This is a genomic window from Sulfitobacter donghicola DSW-25 = KCTC 12864 = JCM 14565 (assembly GCF_000622405.1).
GTDB classification, from domain to species: domain Bacteria; phylum Pseudomonadota; class Alphaproteobacteria; order Rhodobacterales; family Rhodobacteraceae; genus Sulfitobacter; species Sulfitobacter donghicola.
In genome coordinates this window covers 1734490-1750353 of the sequence record NZ_JASF01000005.1, presented here as the reverse complement: position 1 = coordinate 1750353, position 15864 = coordinate 1734490, and the positions used below count along the sequence as shown (strand labels likewise).

General features: G+C 54.9%; 18 protein-coding genes. 5 read left to right on the top strand and 13 right to left on the bottom strand.

Annotation, left to right across the window (positions count from 1 at the left end):
• Window positions 1-134: 134 nt before the first annotated feature.
• Complete coding sequence (locus Z948_RS0109480) at window positions 135-1334, top strand: AMP-binding protein (protein WP_025059327.1); 1200 nt, start codon at window positions 135-137, stop codon at window positions 1332-1334.
• Entirely contained in the window at window positions 1331-2431 is a 1101-nt protein-coding gene (locus tag Z948_RS0109475; protein WP_025059326.1) for a thiolase family protein, read from the top strand. The genes Z948_RS0109480 and Z948_RS0109475 overlap by 4 nt, the downstream gene beginning before the upstream one ends.
• Here the strand turns inward: Z948_RS0109475 and Z948_RS0109470 are convergent.
• From Z948_RS0109470 to Z948_RS0109455, 4 genes are all read right to left on the bottom strand, one after another.
• Window positions 2420-2965, bottom strand: coding sequence for a biotin transporter BioY (locus Z948_RS0109470; RefSeq protein ID WP_025059325.1), 546 nt, complete (start codon window positions 2963-2965; stop codon window positions 2420-2422). The two genes, Z948_RS0109475 and Z948_RS0109470, sit on opposite strands and share 12 nt — an antisense overlap.
• Window positions 2965-3582 (bottom strand): energy-coupling factor transporter transmembrane component T family protein, encoded by a 618-nt coding sequence (locus tag Z948_RS0109465; RefSeq protein ID WP_025059324.1) that lies wholly within the window; start codon window positions 3580-3582, stop codon window positions 2965-2967. Before Z948_RS0109465 ends, Z948_RS0109470 begins: the two co-directional genes overlap by 1 nt.
• Window positions 3557-4288 (bottom strand): energy-coupling factor ABC transporter ATP-binding protein, encoded by a 732-nt coding sequence (locus tag Z948_RS0109460; RefSeq protein ID WP_025059323.1) that lies wholly within the window; start codon window positions 4286-4288, stop codon window positions 3557-3559. Before Z948_RS0109460 ends, Z948_RS0109465 begins: the two co-directional genes overlap by 26 nt.
• Before the next feature lie 69 nt (window positions 4289-4357).
• Complete coding sequence (locus Z948_RS0109455) at window positions 4358-5050, bottom strand: COQ9 family protein (RefSeq protein ID WP_025059322.1); 693 nt, start codon at window positions 5048-5050, stop codon at window positions 4358-4360.
• A gap of 107 nt (window positions 5051-5157) precedes the next feature.
• Here Z948_RS0109455 and rpsU point away from each other — a divergent pair, with 107 nt between their 5' ends.
• Both rpsU and Z948_RS17990 read left to right on the top strand, forming a co-directional pair.
• Entirely contained in the window at window positions 5158-5364 is a 207-nt protein-coding gene (rpsU, locus tag Z948_RS0109450; RefSeq protein WP_007118112.1) for a 30S ribosomal protein S21, read from the top strand.
• Window positions 5365-5604: 240 nt separating this feature from the next.
• Complete coding sequence (locus Z948_RS17990) at window positions 5605-6558, top strand: Hint domain-containing protein (protein ID WP_025059321.1); 954 nt, start codon at window positions 5605-5607, stop codon at window positions 6556-6558.
• Window positions 6559-6574: 16 nt separating this feature from the next.
• Here the strand turns inward: Z948_RS17990 and Z948_RS0109440 are convergent, their stop codons facing one another.
• Window positions 6575-7030: an Lrp/AsnC family transcriptional regulator gene (locus Z948_RS0109440; RefSeq protein ID WP_025059320.1), complete on the bottom strand. Its 456-nt coding sequence runs from the start codon at window positions 7028-7030 to the stop codon at window positions 6575-6577.
• 136 nt (window positions 7031-7166) lie between these two features.
• Here Z948_RS0109440 and ald point away from each other — a divergent pair, with 136 nt between their 5' ends.
• Window positions 7167-8285 (top strand): alanine dehydrogenase, encoded by a 1119-nt coding sequence (gene ald, locus Z948_RS0109435; RefSeq protein WP_025059319.1) that lies wholly within the window; start codon window positions 7167-7169, stop codon window positions 8283-8285.
• 54 nt (window positions 8286-8339) lie between these two features.
• Here the strand turns inward: ald and mscL are convergent, their stop codons facing one another.
• From mscL to pyk, 8 genes are all read right to left on the bottom strand, one after another.
• Complete coding sequence (gene mscL / locus Z948_RS0109430; RefSeq protein ID WP_025059318.1) at window positions 8340-8708, bottom strand: large-conductance mechanosensitive channel protein MscL; 369 nt, start codon at window positions 8706-8708, stop codon at window positions 8340-8342.
• 196 nt (window positions 8709-8904) lie between these two features.
• Entirely contained in the window at window positions 8905-9348 is a 444-nt protein-coding gene (locus Z948_RS0109425; RefSeq protein WP_025059317.1) for a YtoQ family protein, read from the bottom strand.
• A gap of 16 nt (window positions 9349-9364) precedes the next feature.
• Window positions 9365-11764, bottom strand: a complete 2400-nt coding sequence (gene pheT / locus Z948_RS0109420) for a phenylalanine--tRNA ligase subunit beta (protein ID WP_025059316.1) — start codon at window positions 11762-11764, stop codon at window positions 9365-9367.
• A 296-nt stretch (window positions 11765-12060) separates the two neighbouring features.
• Entirely contained in the window at window positions 12061-13134 is a 1074-nt protein-coding gene (gene pheS / locus Z948_RS0109410) for a phenylalanine--tRNA ligase subunit alpha (RefSeq protein ID WP_025059314.1), read from the bottom strand.
• A gap of 230 nt (window positions 13135-13364) precedes the next feature.
• A complete protein-coding gene (gene rplT / locus Z948_RS0109405; RefSeq protein ID WP_025059313.1) occupies window positions 13365-13730 on the bottom strand; it encodes a 50S ribosomal protein L20 in 366 nt (121 codons plus the stop codon).
• Between the two features lie 15 nt (window positions 13731-13745).
• Complete coding sequence (rpmI, locus tag Z948_RS0109400) at window positions 13746-13946, bottom strand: 50S ribosomal protein L35 (RefSeq protein ID WP_025059312.1); 201 nt, start codon at window positions 13944-13946, stop codon at window positions 13746-13748.
• A 130-nt stretch (window positions 13947-14076) separates the two neighbouring features.
• Window positions 14077-14301 (bottom strand): hypothetical protein, encoded by a 225-nt coding sequence (locus tag Z948_RS0109395; protein ID WP_025059311.1) that lies wholly within the window; start codon window positions 14299-14301, stop codon window positions 14077-14079.
• Between the two features lie 33 nt (window positions 14302-14334).
• Window positions 14335-15780, bottom strand: coding sequence for a pyruvate kinase (gene pyk / locus Z948_RS0109390; RefSeq protein WP_025059310.1), 1446 nt, complete (start codon window positions 15778-15780; stop codon window positions 14335-14337).
• Window positions 15781-15864 lie beyond the last annotated feature (84 nt).

The window sequence follows — 15864 nt, the reverse complement described above, 5'->3', positions numbered from 1 at the left end:
CTTGCTCCTTTAATTCAATTTCTTGCCAGCAACATAAACCCGCCCCAAGGGGAGTACACCCCCATATGACAGCCTGTAGCCACCCCCAGCCGAGTTTGATAAAGCAGCCCAACACCGTTCAAAAGGATCACCCCATGTCCGCGCAGCGTTTCAAATGGCACCCCGATGCGCGTGCGTTTTTCACGGACCTCGCATTCATTCCCGAAAAACGAACTGCCCAAGCATCCATTGCCGCCCAACCCGTTTCTCTAGCGCTTCAGGGGCTGGCAGATACATTGGGGTCAGATACCGGATTTTGCCTGAGTGATTTTGCCAATCTAGACCTGTCCACCCTAAGCTCTTCCCAATTCGCAACGCTCACTGGCGGCACCTCTGGGCAACCAAAGGTGATCGCCCGTACGCAAGAGTCGTGGATCAAAAGTTTTCACGCTAACGCCAAGCTTTTTAAATACTCGGCCAAGGATAGTATTGCTGTGCTTGGCAGCCTTAGCCATTCCCTCGCGCTATATGGCGTTCTGGAGGGGCTGCATTTGGGGCATGATGTTCACGCCCTATCCGAGTTGTCGGCACTACAGCAATCAGAGCACCTTTTGCGCCATCACTGCAGCATCTTATACGCCACGCCGACACAGCTTCGTTTGCTCCCCTCGAGTGCAAGGCTTCCCGATATACGTCTGATTTTATGTGGTGGCGGGACGTTAAGCGATGCCGTGCGCCACCATGTGAACACGATCTGCCCAGATGCCGACCTGCTGGTGTTTTACGGCGCGGCTGAGAGTAGCTTTATCACTTTGAGCGATCACACTACGCCCTTTGGATCGGTTGGCCGTGCCTACCCCGACGTAGAGATCGAAATACGCGATCCGCAACCTGATGGCACAGGTACCATTTGGGTGCGCAGCCCCTATTTGTTTGACGGGTATCTAAGGGGCAACAGCCCGACCACTATGGAAAACGGCGGATGGATCACCGTGGGGGAGCGCGGCGTATTAGACGAAAACGGCAATCTATTTTTGCGGGGGCGCGTTAGCCGAATGGTGAAAATCGCCGACCAAAGTGTTTTCCCAGATGAGTTGGAAACCCAATTTGCCAATATCGCAGGAATGCCAACCTGTGCCGTTATCCCACGCCCAGATGTGCTGCGCGGTCATCACTTGATCGCTGTGATGGAAGGTGCGGAAAATACGGCCTTGCGTGACAGGCTATTCGACTACTGCAAAGCCGAAAATCTGATCGTCCCGCGACAAGTGGTTTTCCTTGCCTCGCTTCCCCTGCTGCCCTCTGGCAAACCCGACTTGCCGCAGATCGAAACACTGATCGGAGCCCTTGAATGACCGCACGGATCATAGCCGCAAAACGCAGTGCCGTTGTTCCAAGAGGCGGAGCATTTGCTGCTCTCACCCTTGATCAGCTTGCAGCGCCAGTGATTACTGCTGCTCTCACCGAAATGGGCATTACAGCTGACCAAGTGGATGAGGTGATCGTTTCAAACGCAATTGGCGGCGGTGGCAACCCAGCACGGCTGATCGCGCTGGCCGCTGGCCTGCCAGAATCTGTGGCTGGCCTCAGCATTGATCGCCAATGTGCAGGCGGGTTGGATGCGTTGCTATTAGCCAAAGCGATGATCGAAAGCGGCGCTGCCGACATTGTTGTCGCCGGCGGTGTCGAAAGCTATTCGCGCAGACCGACGCGCATGAAAACCTTTCCCGATGGTCGCCCAGATGAACCCTATGACCAGCCCCCCTTCACGCCTTGGCCCGACCGCGACCCTGACATGTCAGAGGCGGCAGATGATTTGGGAAAACTCTATGGGATCACGAGAGAGGCCCAAGACACTTGGGCAATCTCCAGCCATGAGAAAGCCTTGGCCGCCCCCCCACATCCCAAGGAAATTGTTTCGATCAAGAATCAAGACAAAGACCCCTTTGCGCGCAGAATGTCTGGTAAACTCGCCCAACGAGCAAAGGTGATTACGGGGGATATCACAGCAGCCAATACCGCCGTTGCTGCAGATGGAGCTGCCTTTTGCATCGTTGTATCTGAACGCATCAGCCGAGAACTGGATTTTCAAGGGATCGCCATTTGGGGGGGCGCGTCAAAGGGCGACCGCCCCGAGCTTCCCGGTATTGCGCCTTTGGCTGCAATCAAAGCGGTGCAGGCCCAAACGGGGATAAAGCCTCAGGACATCAACCGTGCAGAGATTATGGAGGCCTTTGCCGTTCAGGCAATTGCCTGTGTTCAAAGTGCGGACATTGATCCGTCGATCGTGAATGTCGGGGGGGGCGCATTGGCGCGTGGGCATCCCATTGGTGCGTCAGGCGCAATCAATGCTGTCCGGCTATTTCATGAGCTAAAGCAAACCGGCGGAAAGGGGCTTGCCGCGATTGCCGCTGCGGGCGGCATCGCGACAGCCGTGTTTTTAGGCGCGTGAAAGCACGCTGTTTGGGCGCGCACGATACAGCGCGGCAGTGATAAGACCCGCAAGAACCGCCTTGATCAAGTCACCAGGAATAAAGATCTTGACCAACAAGGCCGCCTCTGGAGCGGTTTTATCCAAGACAATCGCCAGACCTGCGATGCCAAAGACATAAAGCACAACCACCCCGCCGATGACCGCCGCGATACCCGCAGCAACACCAACGTTCAGCGTGCTGAGGCGCTCCATCACATAGCCCGTCGCGAATGCGGCGATTGGGAAACCAATCAGGAAACCTGCAGTTGGTGATGTAAACAGACCCAACCCACCGCGGCCACCGGACAACAAAGGCAGGCCAACAGCAACCAAGGCAACAAATAGTAGGGCTGCAAGGAACCCGCGCCGTGAACCCAAAACCGTGCCGCATAGCATGATGCCAAGGCTCTGCGCAGTGATCGGCACACCAAAGGCCAGGGTAAGTTGCGGGATCAAACCCAGCGCTGCAATCAATGCCGCAAACAGGGCAACCAGCGTTACAGTACGTTCCATTAGTGTCGTTCCTTATCCGTATCAAAACCCCCACGCGCGCGCAGGGCGTCCGCCACATGGTCAGCGTCATCTAACGCCAGCACCATGAACGGCACAATTACTCTCCAGCCAGCACGGCGCCGCGCACGCGCCCGCCAAGCGAGGGTAAGTGCAGCGCCTTTTTCGGCTAGGACGGGGGTAAAGCGGATCACCATCGCGGCTGCAAGCTCAATCGCACGAAAATTCAGGCCCATGCGGGAAAAAGGGCGAAGTATTCGCCTGAATACATCCATCATCGCCTCAAGGCTGGTGGTCATCGTCACGAGGTTTGCCAATGCCACAGCGGTCAACATCCGCAAGGTAATGACGGCGCCAAGATAGGCGGCTGAGGTAGCCACATGCCAAACAAGGACCAGCACCACAAAAGGCCAAAGCGGAAGAAGGCGGCGCAGCCCAAAACGCAAAAAAACCTGCCCCGGTAGACTATAGAGAAGCAGGGTCGTCGCGGCCGCTGCCATTTGCACCCAGAGGTAGGGCGCAGAAAACAACCCAACTGATGCTACACACAACCCGAGCAATTTGGCCCCTGCTGGCCAGCCGTGGGCGCGGGTTTTAACCGGAGAGGTCAGCGAAATCATCACGTTCTCCCAGTTTCCGCATAGCCATTTCAAAGGCGCTTGCCACCTCGCCAGCCGAGCCTTGCATTTCGACTTTTCCAGCTTCGATCCAGATCGCATGGTCATAAGACAGAATAGTCTGTGGATCATGGGTGATATGAACCAAAGCTGTCTCTAGCTTGGATAGTGCGCGCTCCAGATGCATCGAGGTGGGAATATCCAGCCCTGCAAACGGTTCATCCAGAATGATGACCTTGGGGCCCATTGCAAGGATCGCCATCAAGCAGACCAGCTGCTTTTGACCTTGTGACAGTTGGTGGATCGCTGCATCAAGCCATGAGGCTTTGCCGAAACCCTCAAGCGTCTGCGAAACCCGATCTGCGACCTCGGCCTTACCCAAACCCATCTGTTTAAGACCAAAGGCCAGCTCTTCGCCCACGGTTGGGAAAATGATCTGATGGTCTGGGTTTTGAAACAGGATGCCAACGGCCCCCAGTGCGCCACGCCTGTCGCGCGCCACATCCACACCCGCAATCCGCACCGCTCCGCCGTTTGGAACCTGCAACCCCGCCATCACACGTGCCAGCGTTGTTTTGCCAGAACCATTGCGCCCCATAACTGCAATGCGTTGCGCATCAGATTGCAAGGACACGCCGCGCAACAGCTGCTTGCCATCAATCTCAAGATCAACGGAATCCAATTCAATAAGGGTGAGCGGTTTAGACATGGGGCAGACCCTGTTGCGGAAAATCAAACACGATCTAACAGGCTGACGCTCACTCGAACAGGTGAAACCTCAGGAGCGGTCCCAGCGCCCTGGCAGACCCGATTGCGGCGCACGTTGAGGTGCTTTTACGTGGCTCATCAACCATGTTGGGCCAGCAACGAGTTTGCTCAGCAACGGGCTGTCCTTTACTTGGGCCTTCAGCTTTTCAATCTGCATGACGTTTTCAATCCGGCGATCCAAAAACGCCCATGTGTCAGCGTGCCCGTCGCTGTCATCCCCAAGCCAATACAGAATCGTAGCGGAATAAACACCGCTAAGCGTTGCGCGTTTGGAATACCAATTCACATCATCCGAGGTATCACCCAACGCATTCCAAATCGCATCCGCAGTCCCCCAGATCGCCTTGGCGCCATCTGCCGCGTACATCGGCAGTGCAAACAATGTAGTCCCCCGACGCACGAGCTCTTTGTCGTCTATCGCTTCCAAACGGAATTGAACGGCGGCTGCCACACGTTCGCGAAACTTCATCCCTTCCAGATCCGCCTCGGCCAGTTTCGCCAGCATCTGCGCATCGCCCTGTTCGTGATACAGAATCGCCAGATCAACAGCACCACGCGGACAGACGCTTTGCGCGACCGTTTTCTCCACTCCCGAATCGCTTATTGCAGCCGCGAAAGTCTCGGCCGACCAGCCATCGAAAGGCACATGCGCCAACGCAGCTTGAAGCAAAAGATCTTTTGGTGCGCTTTGGGGTTCTGTCACGGTGACTCTCCTAAGGTCGAAACACTGGACAACTTAGCACAGCTTTGCTATAGGGCCAATTCCTGCAAATCCTTGCAACTTCAAACTAGAAAGGTGGTGAAAACCACATGCAGGTTAGTGTTCGCGATAATAACGTCGATCAAGCGCTGCGCGCCCTGAAGAAAAAACTTCAGCGCGAGGGTGTGTTTCGTGAAATGAAGCTTAAGCAGCATTTCGAGAAACCTTCCGAGAAAAAAGCACGCGAGAAAGCCGAAGCGATCCGCCGTGCCCGTAAACTGGCACGTAAGAAAGCACAGCGCGAAGGTATGATGTAAATCAACCCTTCCAAGCTTTGAGATAATTACCCCGCAGCGTCAGCGCTGCGGGGTTTTTTATTCGCTATTCGCGCCGCCGAACGGATGGCTGCGGTGCGCCTTGCCCACGATTCATCTTATCTAAGCGTATTTCGACTATTCCAGCACCCTAAGATCATCGCTGGCGTTTAATTTGCGCGCCGCTTGGTCAAAATTAGGTTGCTAGGAACTGACATGCCAAGTGGTACATACACTTATACAATGTTCACGATTTCAGGCAGCGGGAACAGCACGTTTACGGTGACCGGAAGCTTCACTGTGACGGTATTTGATTCCGATGATAATTTGGGGGTTGGCGATGACCAAATCTTTGGCGGTGGCGCAACAGAGACTGGTGCAGCTGCGGTCATTCAATCGCTCAGTGCTGGTGCACCTTCTGGATGGAATATTGGTGATACCTTCTATTTTGGCGGTTCTAGGGGGATCGAATCTGGATCGGGGACCGATGACTATCTGATTCCAAAGGTAGCTGGTACTTGGCAGATTTCGACCGCTCTCTATAGTTTGCCTGGCGCATCTATTCCTTTGGTTGTGGGTGAAACCTACACCCGCCTTGGCGATACGGGGAACGTAGATGCCGAGGTGGTGCCTTGCTTTACAACTGGTACAAAAATCAAAACCCTGTTTGGGGAAATCTGCATCGAGAACCTTGAAATAGGCGATCGTGTTTTAACATTGGATTGCGGCTACCAACCCGTGCGCTGGGTCGGCTGCAAAACGGTTCTTGTTTCCCAAAAATCCGCTCCGATCTGTTTTTTTGCAGGTTCGATCGGCAATGAGGAAAAGCTGCTCGTCTCTCCCAACCACCGCATGTTGATACGCGCCTCCAAAGCGGAAATGATGTTTGGCGCATCTGAGGTACTGATCGCTGCTAAATACCTGACGATGATGAAAGGCGTCAGCAAAGTGCGGCCCAAAACCGTTACCTATGTCCATGTCCTGTTCGACCAACACCAGATCATCCATGCAAACGGCGCCCTAAGCGAAAGTTTTCATCCCGGCCCTGTTGCTTTGGCTGCATTAGAAAGTGAAACGCGCCAAGAAGTATTGGAAATCTTTCCTGAACTCGCCAACAGAAGCTATCGAAGAAACCCGACTGTTCGAATGTGTCTCAGGCCACATGAGATCAAGGCGCTTCAGCCCGCCCTTTGCTAACCAAAACTCTTGAAGATCAGACTGGCAAAGCCGTCGTCTTGAAAACTGTCCTCAGCGCAAAACTGGACTGCATCTGCCCCACCCCCGGTAACCGCGCTAGGTATTGGCGATGTATACGGGCGAAATCTTCGGTGTCTTCAGCAACGACCTTCAAAAGATAATCTGCCGTTCCCGCCATCAAGTGGCATTCCAGCACATCGGGGATTCTGGCAACAGATTTTTCAAACGCCTCTAAAACCTCGTCTGCTTGTCCCTGTAGTGTAATCTCGACGAACACTGTTGTAGGGACGCCAACCTTTCTGGCGTCCAATAGCGCGACATAGTCACGGATATAGCCCTCAGCCTCCAACCGCTGCACACGTCGGTGGCAGGCCGAGGGCGAAAGATTCACCTGCTCTGACAATTCTGCATTGGACATCCGTCCGCGTTTCTGCAGAGCCACCAATAGCTTTTCATCAATAGCATCCAGCATTTGACGCGATACCTTTGCGTAGTTTTCGATTTCTGCACAATATTATCCCCAAAACCCTACATTATGCGACAGAAAATCGATCAAAAATGCAACAATTCAGGCGCATCCTTTTTGGTATCGGAGGAGGAGACACAATATGAAAATCGGTTGCCCAAAAGAGATCAAACCACAGGAGTTTCGTGTCGGCATGACACCGAACGCCGCTTTTGAAGCTGTAAAACACGGTCACCAAGTCATCATAGAAACCAGTGCTGGATCGGGAGCTGGCTTTGACGATGCGGCCTATATCGCGGCTGGTGCCACGATCATGGGTACAGCGGCCGAGGTTTTTGCCGCAGCGGACATGATTGTAAAGGTCAAGGAACCCCAAGCTGGCGAGCGTAAAATGCTGCGTGAAGGCCAGCTGTTGTTCACCTACCTACACCTCGCGCCTGATCCCGAGCAAACCAAAGACCTGATGGAATCTGGCGCAACCTGTATCGCTTATGAAACCGTCACCGACAGCGCGGGTGGGCTGCCCCTGCTCGCGCCCATGTCAGAGGTTGCAGGGCGCCTCGCGCCACAAGTTGGCGCATGGACATTGCAAAAAGCCAACGGCGGCCGTGGTGTTTTGATGGGTGGCGTGCCGGGTGTTGGGCCTGCAAAAGTCGTTGTCATCGGTGGCGGTGTTGTAGGAACACATGCCGCGCGCGTTGCATCGGGTATGGGCGCAGACGTCACCGTGCTGGACCGTTCTCTGTCGCGGATGCGCTACCTTGATGACGTCTTTGGCCGTGAGTTCAAAACCAGCTTTGCCTCAGCGGGCAACACGATTGAGCTGGCCCGCGAAGCAGACCTGATCATCGGTGCCGTCCTGATCCCTGGTGCTGCCGCCCCAAAATTGATCAGCCGTGAACAGCTGTCCGAATTGAAACCAGGTGCGGCAATTGTCGATGTAGCAATCGACCAAGGCGGTTGTTTTGAAACCTCACGTGCAACCACACACCAAGACCCGATTTACAATGTAGACGGGATCATGCACTACTGCGTTGCCAATATGCCAGGTGCCGTGGCGCGGACATCTACAATCGCTTTGGGCAATGCGACCATGCCATTCATGTTAGCACTAGCTGACAAGGGGTGGAAACAGGCCTGCGCCGATGATGAGCACCTCCTTGCAGGGCTGAATGTTCATGCAGGTCAGCTCACCTATTTCGCCGTCGGAAAGGCGTTGGGCATTGATGTCTTGTCGCCTCAACTCGCGCTGAAGGCCTAAACGAAAAAGGCCCGCCAAATCTGGCGGGCCTCACTCATCCAATTTGTCGGACGATTACTTCTTCAAAGCAGCCAAGATATCTGCAAGCAGCTCTTCTTGCGTTGGGCCCGCTGGCGCTGCTGGTGCTTCTTCTTCAGCTTTCTTCAGTTTGTTCAACGAACGCACCAACATGAAGACCACAAATGCGATGATCAAGAAGTTAATGATCGCCATGATGAAGTTACCATAGGTGAATGTCGCTTCGCCAACGGATGCTGACAAGCCAGAGAAGTCTACGCCGCCCATAAAGATGCCAATCAGCGGGTTGATCATATCTTCGACCAAGCTGCCTACAATCGCGGTGAACGCTGCACCGATGATGATACCAACGGCCATGTCCATGACGTTGCCCTTGGCGATGAAATCTTTGAATTCTTTAATCATTAGTTTGTCCCTTGTTGTGTTGCCGGCACACGGCTTTCCCACCCGTCACGCCGTTGGGCAAACACTAACACAAAGGCTTTCCTAGATCAGCGTAAATCTAAGGGGAAAAGACACCTATTTCCGCCAAAGGCACAAGATATTCAAAATCAATAGGTTAGCCAATGAGGTTTTGATATCGGCCTAGCGACGCAAAACTTTAGGGTAGTTCTGACGTCAAAACATACCGCAAAATTTCCACGACCTGAGACGGCTCTGATGCGACTGCCAAAGCCGCAGCATCAACTTCCTTCAAGGCATGGGCATGGTCGGGGCCATGAAGGATAATCAGCGACTTACCCAGTGCCGCAGCATACCCCGCATCAAAGGCTGCGTTCCATTGTTTGTATTGCTCACCAAAACGGACAACAACGACGTCTGCATCTTCGATGCCCTTACGGGTTCGGATCGCATTAATTTGGGCGCCCTTGCGGTCATGCCAGAACTTATCGGCTTCTGCCCCCAAAATCGCCACGCCGCAATCATCGCTTGCAGCGTGGTTTGTAACAGGAGCAGAAAACGCGACATCTAGCCCCTGCGCACCGGTTGTGATTTGCTCACGCCAGTCGGTGTGGATTTCACCAGAGAGATAGACCTTTAGCATTTTCTTGTCCTTTATCTTATCCGCGCAGAACGCCGCCGGTCGCCTTGGTGATTTTCTCGATCACCTTGGCCCCTACCGCTTCGATATCCGCATCTTTCAGCGTTTTGTCAGTCGGCTGCAAACGCACCGTCAGTGCGAGTGATTTTTTGCCCTCACCCAGACTGCCCCCGATGAATTCATCGAACACACGTACATCTTGGATCAGCGCCTTATCTGCACCCATCGCGGCATTGACCAGTGTCAGCGCCTCAACATCGGCATCCACAACAAAGGCAAAGTCACGTTCAACCGCCTGCAAATCGCTAACCTTCAACGCTGGACGCGTCGCGCCTGATTTGCGCTTTAGCGGCACTTCACCTGGCCAGATGGTAAAGGCCATCGCTGGCCCTTTCACGCCCATTTCGGTGAGAACTTTTGGATGTACTTCACCAAAGATACCCAGAACCTTTTTCGGACCAAGGCAGATTTTGCCATGACGGCCAGGGTGCCACCAATCAGCGGCGCCGCGCAGGATTTGCACTTTGGCGGGCGCGCCGATAGCGGCCAAGATCGCCTCGGCGTCCGCTTTTACGTCGAACACATCGACATCACGCGCAGCGCCTAACACGTCTTTTGGACCTGTGCGGCCAACCAATAGGCCAGACACCAGCATGTGCTGCTCACCCGGTTCGCCGCCGTGGAAAGCAGGGCCAACTTCGAACAGCGCCATATCAGCGAAACCACGTGCCTGATTGCGCGCAGCTGCCTGAAGCAAGCCCGGCAACAAGGCAGGGCGCATATGGCTCATGTCATTGCTGATCGGGTTTTCTAGACGCGTCTCATCTGTGCCGCCACCGAACAGCGCAGCAGACGGTTGGTCGATAAAGCTATAGGTCACACATTCGTGGTACCCTAGTGCCGCCGCCGTTCTGCGTGCTGCAACTTCGCGGCGCTGTGTGGGCGACATGATCGGGCGCGGCACGCCCGTCGTCAGACGCGGCAATGGCACACCTTCGAGTTTGGTCAGGGAGGCAATCCGCGCAACCTCTTCGACAAGGTCAGCCTCACCCTGAACATCTGGTCGCCAGCTGGGCACATGGGCCATGTCACCCTCTAGACGGAACCCAAGCGCGGTCAACGATTGGCGCTGTGTTGCTTCGGGGATATCCATCCCAACCAATGAAATCACGCGCTTTGCGTTCAACCGATAGGCGCGGGAGGTATCAGGAATCTTACCTGCCACCACAACTTCCGAGGCCTCACCGCCCGCATGATCAAGGATCATCTGTGTGGCGTGGTCGATGCCTTTTGGCGTCCACTCAGGGTCGATGCCGCGTTCAAAACGATAGCGCGCGTCCGAGTTAATCTTGAGCGCGCGGCCCGTATAGGCAGTGCGCACCGTGTCAAAATATGCCGCCTCGAGAAACACGTTTACGGTTTCTTCGGTCACACCAGAAGGCAAGCCACCCATAACGCCACCGATGCTTTCAACACCTTCAGCGTCCGAGATCAGCGTCATATCAGCGGCGAATGTATATTCTTTCTCATCCAGACCCACCAAGGTCTCACCACCCTTGGCGCGGTGAACGCGCAGCATGTTGCCTGCAATTTTGTCCGCATCAAACACGTGCAACGGGCGGTTGCGGTCGTAGGTGAAAAAGTTGGTCACATCGACCAAAAAGCTGATCGGGCGCAGGCCAATGGCGCGCAGCGCATCCTGTAGCCATGCAGGCGATGGGCCGTTTTTCACACCGCGAATAACGCGGCCATAGAAAACTGGGCATTGGTCCAGCGTGTCTTCGTCGATGGTGACGGTGACAGGGCACGGGAAGGTCCCTTCAACTGGGTCAACATCACGCGCCTTGAGCGTCCCCAAACCACGCGCAGCCAGATCACGTGCAATACCACGCACACCCAGCGCATCGGGGCGGTTTGGCGTGATGGCAATTTCGATTACCGGATCAACCTTGGAGGGATCATTCTCGGCCAGCCAATCAACAAAGCTATCGCCAACATTGCCCGATGGCAGCTCGATAATGCCGTCATGCTCTTCAGACAGCTCCAGCTCGCGCTCGGAGGCCATCATGCCAAAGCTTTCGATGCCGCGGATTTTGCCAACGCCGATGGTGGTATCAATGCCGGGGACGTAAACGCCGGGCTTGGCGATCACAACGGTGATGCCTTCACGCGCATTCGGCGCGCCACAGATGATCTGTTGCAGGCCCTCATCCGTCTCAACCTGACACACACGCAGACGATCTGCATCAGGGTGCTTTTCAGCGGATTTCACAAAACCCAAGGTAAAGTCACGCAAGCGCGCGCCGCGATCCTCGACGCCTTCCACCTCCAGACCAAGGTCGGTCAGGGCATAGGTGATCTCATCCACGGAAGCCGTGGTATCAAGGTGCTCTTTGAGCCAAGAGAGTGTGAATTTCATTTTTTCGTTTCCTGCTGCCCAACGGATATGAGCGTTTTCGTTTTAAGAGCGCCTGCGGTACGGTCAGTGTGGATTTCCGCCACGCGCTTCTTCTCTTTTGAGGCGAACAATAGCCCCGGTATGCAAAGCCAGCCAAGCGGCCAAAGGAAATAGGCCCAATTGCCTACAAACATCGGCAAAATTGTCAAAACCGCGCCAGCAATCCAAAGACCCGCTTCCCACCTTGCCGGATGGTTCTTGGTCAATCTTGCCCACCAATCAAGATAGGCTGCAAATGCGACGCCGATCTGGTACATTTAGCGTGACAAACCACCATGCAAATTCGGCTGATCCAAGCTGGCGAAACCATAGTGGCGCAGCCACCGCAGATCGCTATCAAAGAACGCGCGCAGATCGGGGATGCCGTATTTCAGCATCGCGATGCGGTCGATCCCCATGCCAAAGGCAAAGCCCTGCCAGACGTCGGGGTCGATCCCGCCAGCGGCCAGCACTTTGGGGTGAACCATGCCACTGCCGAGGACTTCCATCCATCCGTCGCCCTCGCCGATGCGTAGCTGGCCATCGACCCATGAACATTGGATATCCACCTCTGCCGAAGGCTCGGTGAAGGGGAAGTGGGACGCGCGGAAGCGGGTTTTGATGCCGTCAATTTCAAAGAACGCCGAGAAGAATTCCTCAAGCGTCCATTTCAGGTTCGCCATTGAGATATCTTTGTCGATCGCCAAACCTTCGACCTGATGGAACATCGGCGTGTGGGTTTGGTCATAGTCCGCGCGGTATACACCACCCGGGCAGATGATACGCAGCGGCGCGCCCTCGGCCTCCATCGTGCGGATCTGAACGGGGCTGGTGTGGGTACGCAGAACATGCGGCGGGCGCTCGTCGCCTTCAGCACGGGACATATAAAAGGTGTCCATTTCGGCCCGTGCAGGGTGATGACCCGGAATGTTCAGCGCGTCAAAGTTGTACCAATCCGTATCAATGCGCGGCCCCTCAGCAACGGAAAAGCCAAGCTCGGCGAAGATCGCCGTCAGCTCTTCGGTAACCTGTGAAACAGGGTGCAGCGTGCCAGCCGGGCGTTCGCGTGATGGCAGCGTGACGTCCAGCCATTCGGTGCGCAGACGTTCATTCAGCGCGGCATCACCTAGGGCTGCCTTTTTGGCGGCCAAGGCGCTGTTGATCTCATCCTTCAGCGCGTTCAGCGCGGGGCCTGCGACCTGACGCTCTTCGGGGGTCATTTTACCCAATTCGCGCATCTTGAGCGCGACTTCGCCTTTCTTACCAACAGCGGCCAAACGGATATCTTCCAATCCCGCTTCATCGCCTGCATCTGCAATCTGGCTGAGGTATTTTTGCTTGAGATCGTCCATGTCACACGCGTCCTTTAGAATATGCAATCCTGCTAGCAGAAACCTGCGCAAACGCAACCCATGCAGCGGGATGCGAGCCCCTCCAACAGAGCAAACCAGAGTGATCCATTATGTTAAAGAGCGGCCCTTCTCTGCCGACTTAACCAAAGCGGAAGGAACTCAGTATCCGAAAACAGAAAAAAGCCGCCCCAAAAGGAGCGGCTTTTCTAATTCATAGGCTCTTTAGGGGCTTAGGCCGCCAGAGACGCCTGTGCTTGCTTAACGATCGCAGCAAATGCTTCGGGTTCGTTTACAGCCAGATCAGCAAGAACCTTACGGTCTACTTCGATACCTGCAAGGTTCAGGCCATTGATGAAACGCGAGTATGTCAGCGCTTCGTCGTGCATGCGAACAGCCGCGTTGATACGCTGGATCCACAATGCGCGGAAGTTGCGCTTGCGATTCTTGCGGTCACGGGTTGCGTATTGGTTGGCCTTATCGACGGCCTGACGCGCGACCTTAAAGGTGCTCTTGCGGCGGCCATAGTAACCTTTGGCTGCCTTAACGACCTTGCGGTGACGTGCGTGGGTGACTGTACCACCTTTTGTACGGGACATATCAGCTCTCCTTTATCAGCGGTCGTAGGGCATGAAGCCCTTGATGATCTTTGCATCTGGCTCGGACAATGCTGTCGTGCCGCGTGCGTTACGGATGAATTTCTTGCTCCGTTTGATCATGCCGTGCTGTTTACCAGCCTGGCTACCGATGACCTTGCCGGTCGCCGAGATCTTAAAGCGCTTTTTTGCGCTCGATTTCGTCTTCATCTTGGGCATTTCCGTCTCCTATCGTCTACGGTTTACGCGCGACTCGGCATGCCACTTGAGGCCGGACGCGCAGGAATGAAGCTGGGCTATAGGATGCGCCGCTAAATAACGCAATAGGGTAATGCGCCAGACAGGCAGGTTATGGCATATAGCGCGCAAAAACATTCACAAAGACGTCTGGGATCTGCTCCATATTGTATCCGCCCGGCTTGCCCTGGATCGCAAAGACGATAAGCCCCCCCGCGATGAGAATCGTAATCGCCGACGCACGGGGGGCACGCTTGTCGGAGATAGCCGACAAAATAGAAGGGACCGACAATGCCGCAATGATAAGCCCGAGAACCAGTGCCAAGTCCGTGTCCATTGTGATGCCTCCTTAACTCACGTTAATGTGACATTACTCTGGATCAGATGCGAAAATCAAACGTTCATCACAGGGGGCCACACGAAGGATATTCGTACTTCCCGGAACGTTAAACGGAACACCCGCAGTAACGACGACAAAATCATCAGACGTGGCAAACCCCTCTTCGCGAGCAACCTTTGCAGCGCTGACAACCGCCATTTTGAATCGATCCAATTCATCCGTCAACGAACAGGTTACGCCCCAGCTAAGAGCAAGGCGCCGTGCGGTTCCCACCAGTGGCGTCAGCGCGATGATCGGCACACGTGGTCGTTCGCGGGCGGTTAGCAAGGCAGTTGTCCCTGAATGGGTGAAACAGCAAATTGCTTTTACATCCGTTGTTTCGGCAATCTCACGCGCGGCGGCGACCATCGCATCTGCAATGCCCGAACGCGACGCCGTACGACTCGCTTCGATGATTTGGGTATAGGTTGGATCTTGCTCCACCTCGACAGCAACATTGTTCATCGTGGTCACTGCCTCAATCGGATAGCCCCCTGCAGCGGATTCAGCAGACAACATCACAGCATCCGCGCCCTCATAAATCGCAGTTGCAACATCCGAAACCTCAGCGCGGGTTGGCATCGGGCTTTCGATCATTGATTCCAGCATCTGCGTTGCCACGATGACGGGCTTGCCCACCGCACGGCTGCGCCGCACAAGTCGTTTTTGGATAGGCGGCACCGCAGAAACAGGAAGCTCGACCCCAAGATCCCCGCGCGCGACCATGATGCCGTCACTTACCGCGAGGATATCATCAAAACGTTCAACAGCTGATGGCTTTTCGATTTTTGACAGAATGGCAGCCCTGCCCTTTGCCAATGCCCGCGCCTGATCCACATCTTCGGGGCGCTGCACAAAGCTAAGCGCAAGCCAATCCACACCCAACTCGCAAACAAACTCAAGATCGGCGAGGTCCTTTTCGCTGAGCGCGGCCAACGGCAACACCACATCGGGCACATTCACGCCTTTACGGTTGGAGATCGTTCCGCCTGTAATGACCTCGCAATCCGCATAGTCATCCCCACAGGCCGTCACGCGCAGCCGGATTTTCCCGTCGTTCACCAACAGAGATGCCCCCTCTTTCAGGGCTGAAAAGATTTCTGGATGCGGCAGGCAAACCCGCTGAAGATCACCAGGAGCTTCGTCCAAATCCAGACGAAAGGCCGCCCCCTCAACCAGCTCTTCGCTTTCGTTGGCAAACACGCCAACCCTCAGCTTGGGCCCTTGAAGGTCGGCGAGGATACCAATGGTTGAGCCAAGCTCTTTTTCTACGGCACGGATCATCGCGTGTTTCGCACGAATTTCTTCATGGCTGCCGTGGCTCATATTCAGGCGAAAAACATCGGCGCCAGCCTTGTGCAGGTTTCCGATCATCTCAACCGAATCCGAGGCCGGCCCCAAGGTTGCCAAAATTTTTACATTGCGTTGACGTTTCATATTGGCTCTCCGTTGCCTCTGAGGCAGAAATTGTTAGCGATCACATTTAGGGTACTTAAAGTCATTTTTCGCGCGCAACGCAAC

What these genes read in the sequence shown, in the direction of transcription:
- Z948_RS0109480 (WP_025059327.1), top strand. Translation starts at nt 135, where the DNA reads ATGTCCGCGCAGCGTTTCAAATGGCACCCCGATGCGCGTGCGTTTTTC.
- Z948_RS0109475 (WP_025059326.1), top strand. Translation starts at nt 1,331, where the DNA reads ATGACCGCACGGATCATAGCCGCAAAACGCAGTGCCGTTGTTCCAAGA.
- Z948_RS0109470 (WP_025059325.1), bottom strand. Translation starts at nt 2,965, where the DNA reads ATGGAACGTACTGTAACGCTGGTTGCCCTGTTTGCGGCATTGATTGCA.
- Z948_RS0109465 (WP_025059324.1), bottom strand. Translation starts at nt 3,582, where the DNA reads ATGATTTCGCTGACCTCTCCGGTTAAAACCCGCGCCCACGGCTGGCCA.
- Z948_RS0109460 (WP_025059323.1), bottom strand. Translation starts at nt 4,288, where the DNA reads ATGTCTAAACCGCTCACCCTTATTGAATTGGATTCCGTTGATCTTGAG.
- rpsU (WP_007118112.1), top strand. Translation starts at nt 5,158, where the DNA reads ATGCAGGTTAGTGTTCGCGATAATAACGTCGATCAAGCGCTGCGCGCC.
- Z948_RS17990 (WP_025059321.1), top strand. Translation starts at nt 5,605, where the DNA reads ATGTTCACGATTTCAGGCAGCGGGAACAGCACGTTTACGGTGACCGGA.
- Z948_RS0109440 (WP_025059320.1), bottom strand. Translation starts at nt 7,030, where the DNA reads ATGCTGGATGCTATTGATGAAAAGCTATTGGTGGCTCTGCAGAAACGC.
- ald (WP_025059319.1), top strand. Translation starts at nt 7,167, where the DNA reads ATGAAAATCGGTTGCCCAAAAGAGATCAAACCACAGGAGTTTCGTGTC.
- mscL (WP_025059318.1), bottom strand. Translation starts at nt 8,708, where the DNA reads ATGATTAAAGAATTCAAAGATTTCATCGCCAAGGGCAACGTCATGGAC.
- Z948_RS0109425 (WP_025059317.1), bottom strand. Translation starts at nt 9,348, where the DNA reads ATGCTAAAGGTCTATCTCTCTGGTGAAATCCACACCGACTGGCGTGAG.
- pheT (WP_025059316.1), bottom strand. Translation starts at nt 11,764, where the DNA reads ATGAAATTCACACTCTCTTGGCTCAAAGAGCACCTTGATACCACGGCT.
- pheS (WP_025059314.1), bottom strand. Translation starts at nt 13,134, where the DNA reads ATGGACGATCTCAAGCAAAAATACCTCAGCCAGATTGCAGATGCAGGC.
- rplT (WP_025059313.1), bottom strand. Translation starts at nt 13,730, where the DNA reads ATGTCCCGTACAAAAGGTGGTACAGTCACCCACGCACGTCACCGCAAG.
- rpmI (WP_025059312.1), bottom strand. Translation starts at nt 13,946, where the DNA reads ATGCCCAAGATGAAGACGAAATCGAGCGCAAAAAAGCGCTTTAAGATC.
- Z948_RS0109395 (WP_025059311.1), bottom strand. Translation starts at nt 14,301, where the DNA reads ATGGACACGGACTTGGCACTGGTTCTCGGGCTTATCATTGCGGCATTG.
- pyk (WP_025059310.1), bottom strand. Translation starts at nt 15,780, where the DNA reads ATGAAACGTCAACGCAATGTAAAAATTTTGGCAACCTTGGGGCCGGCC.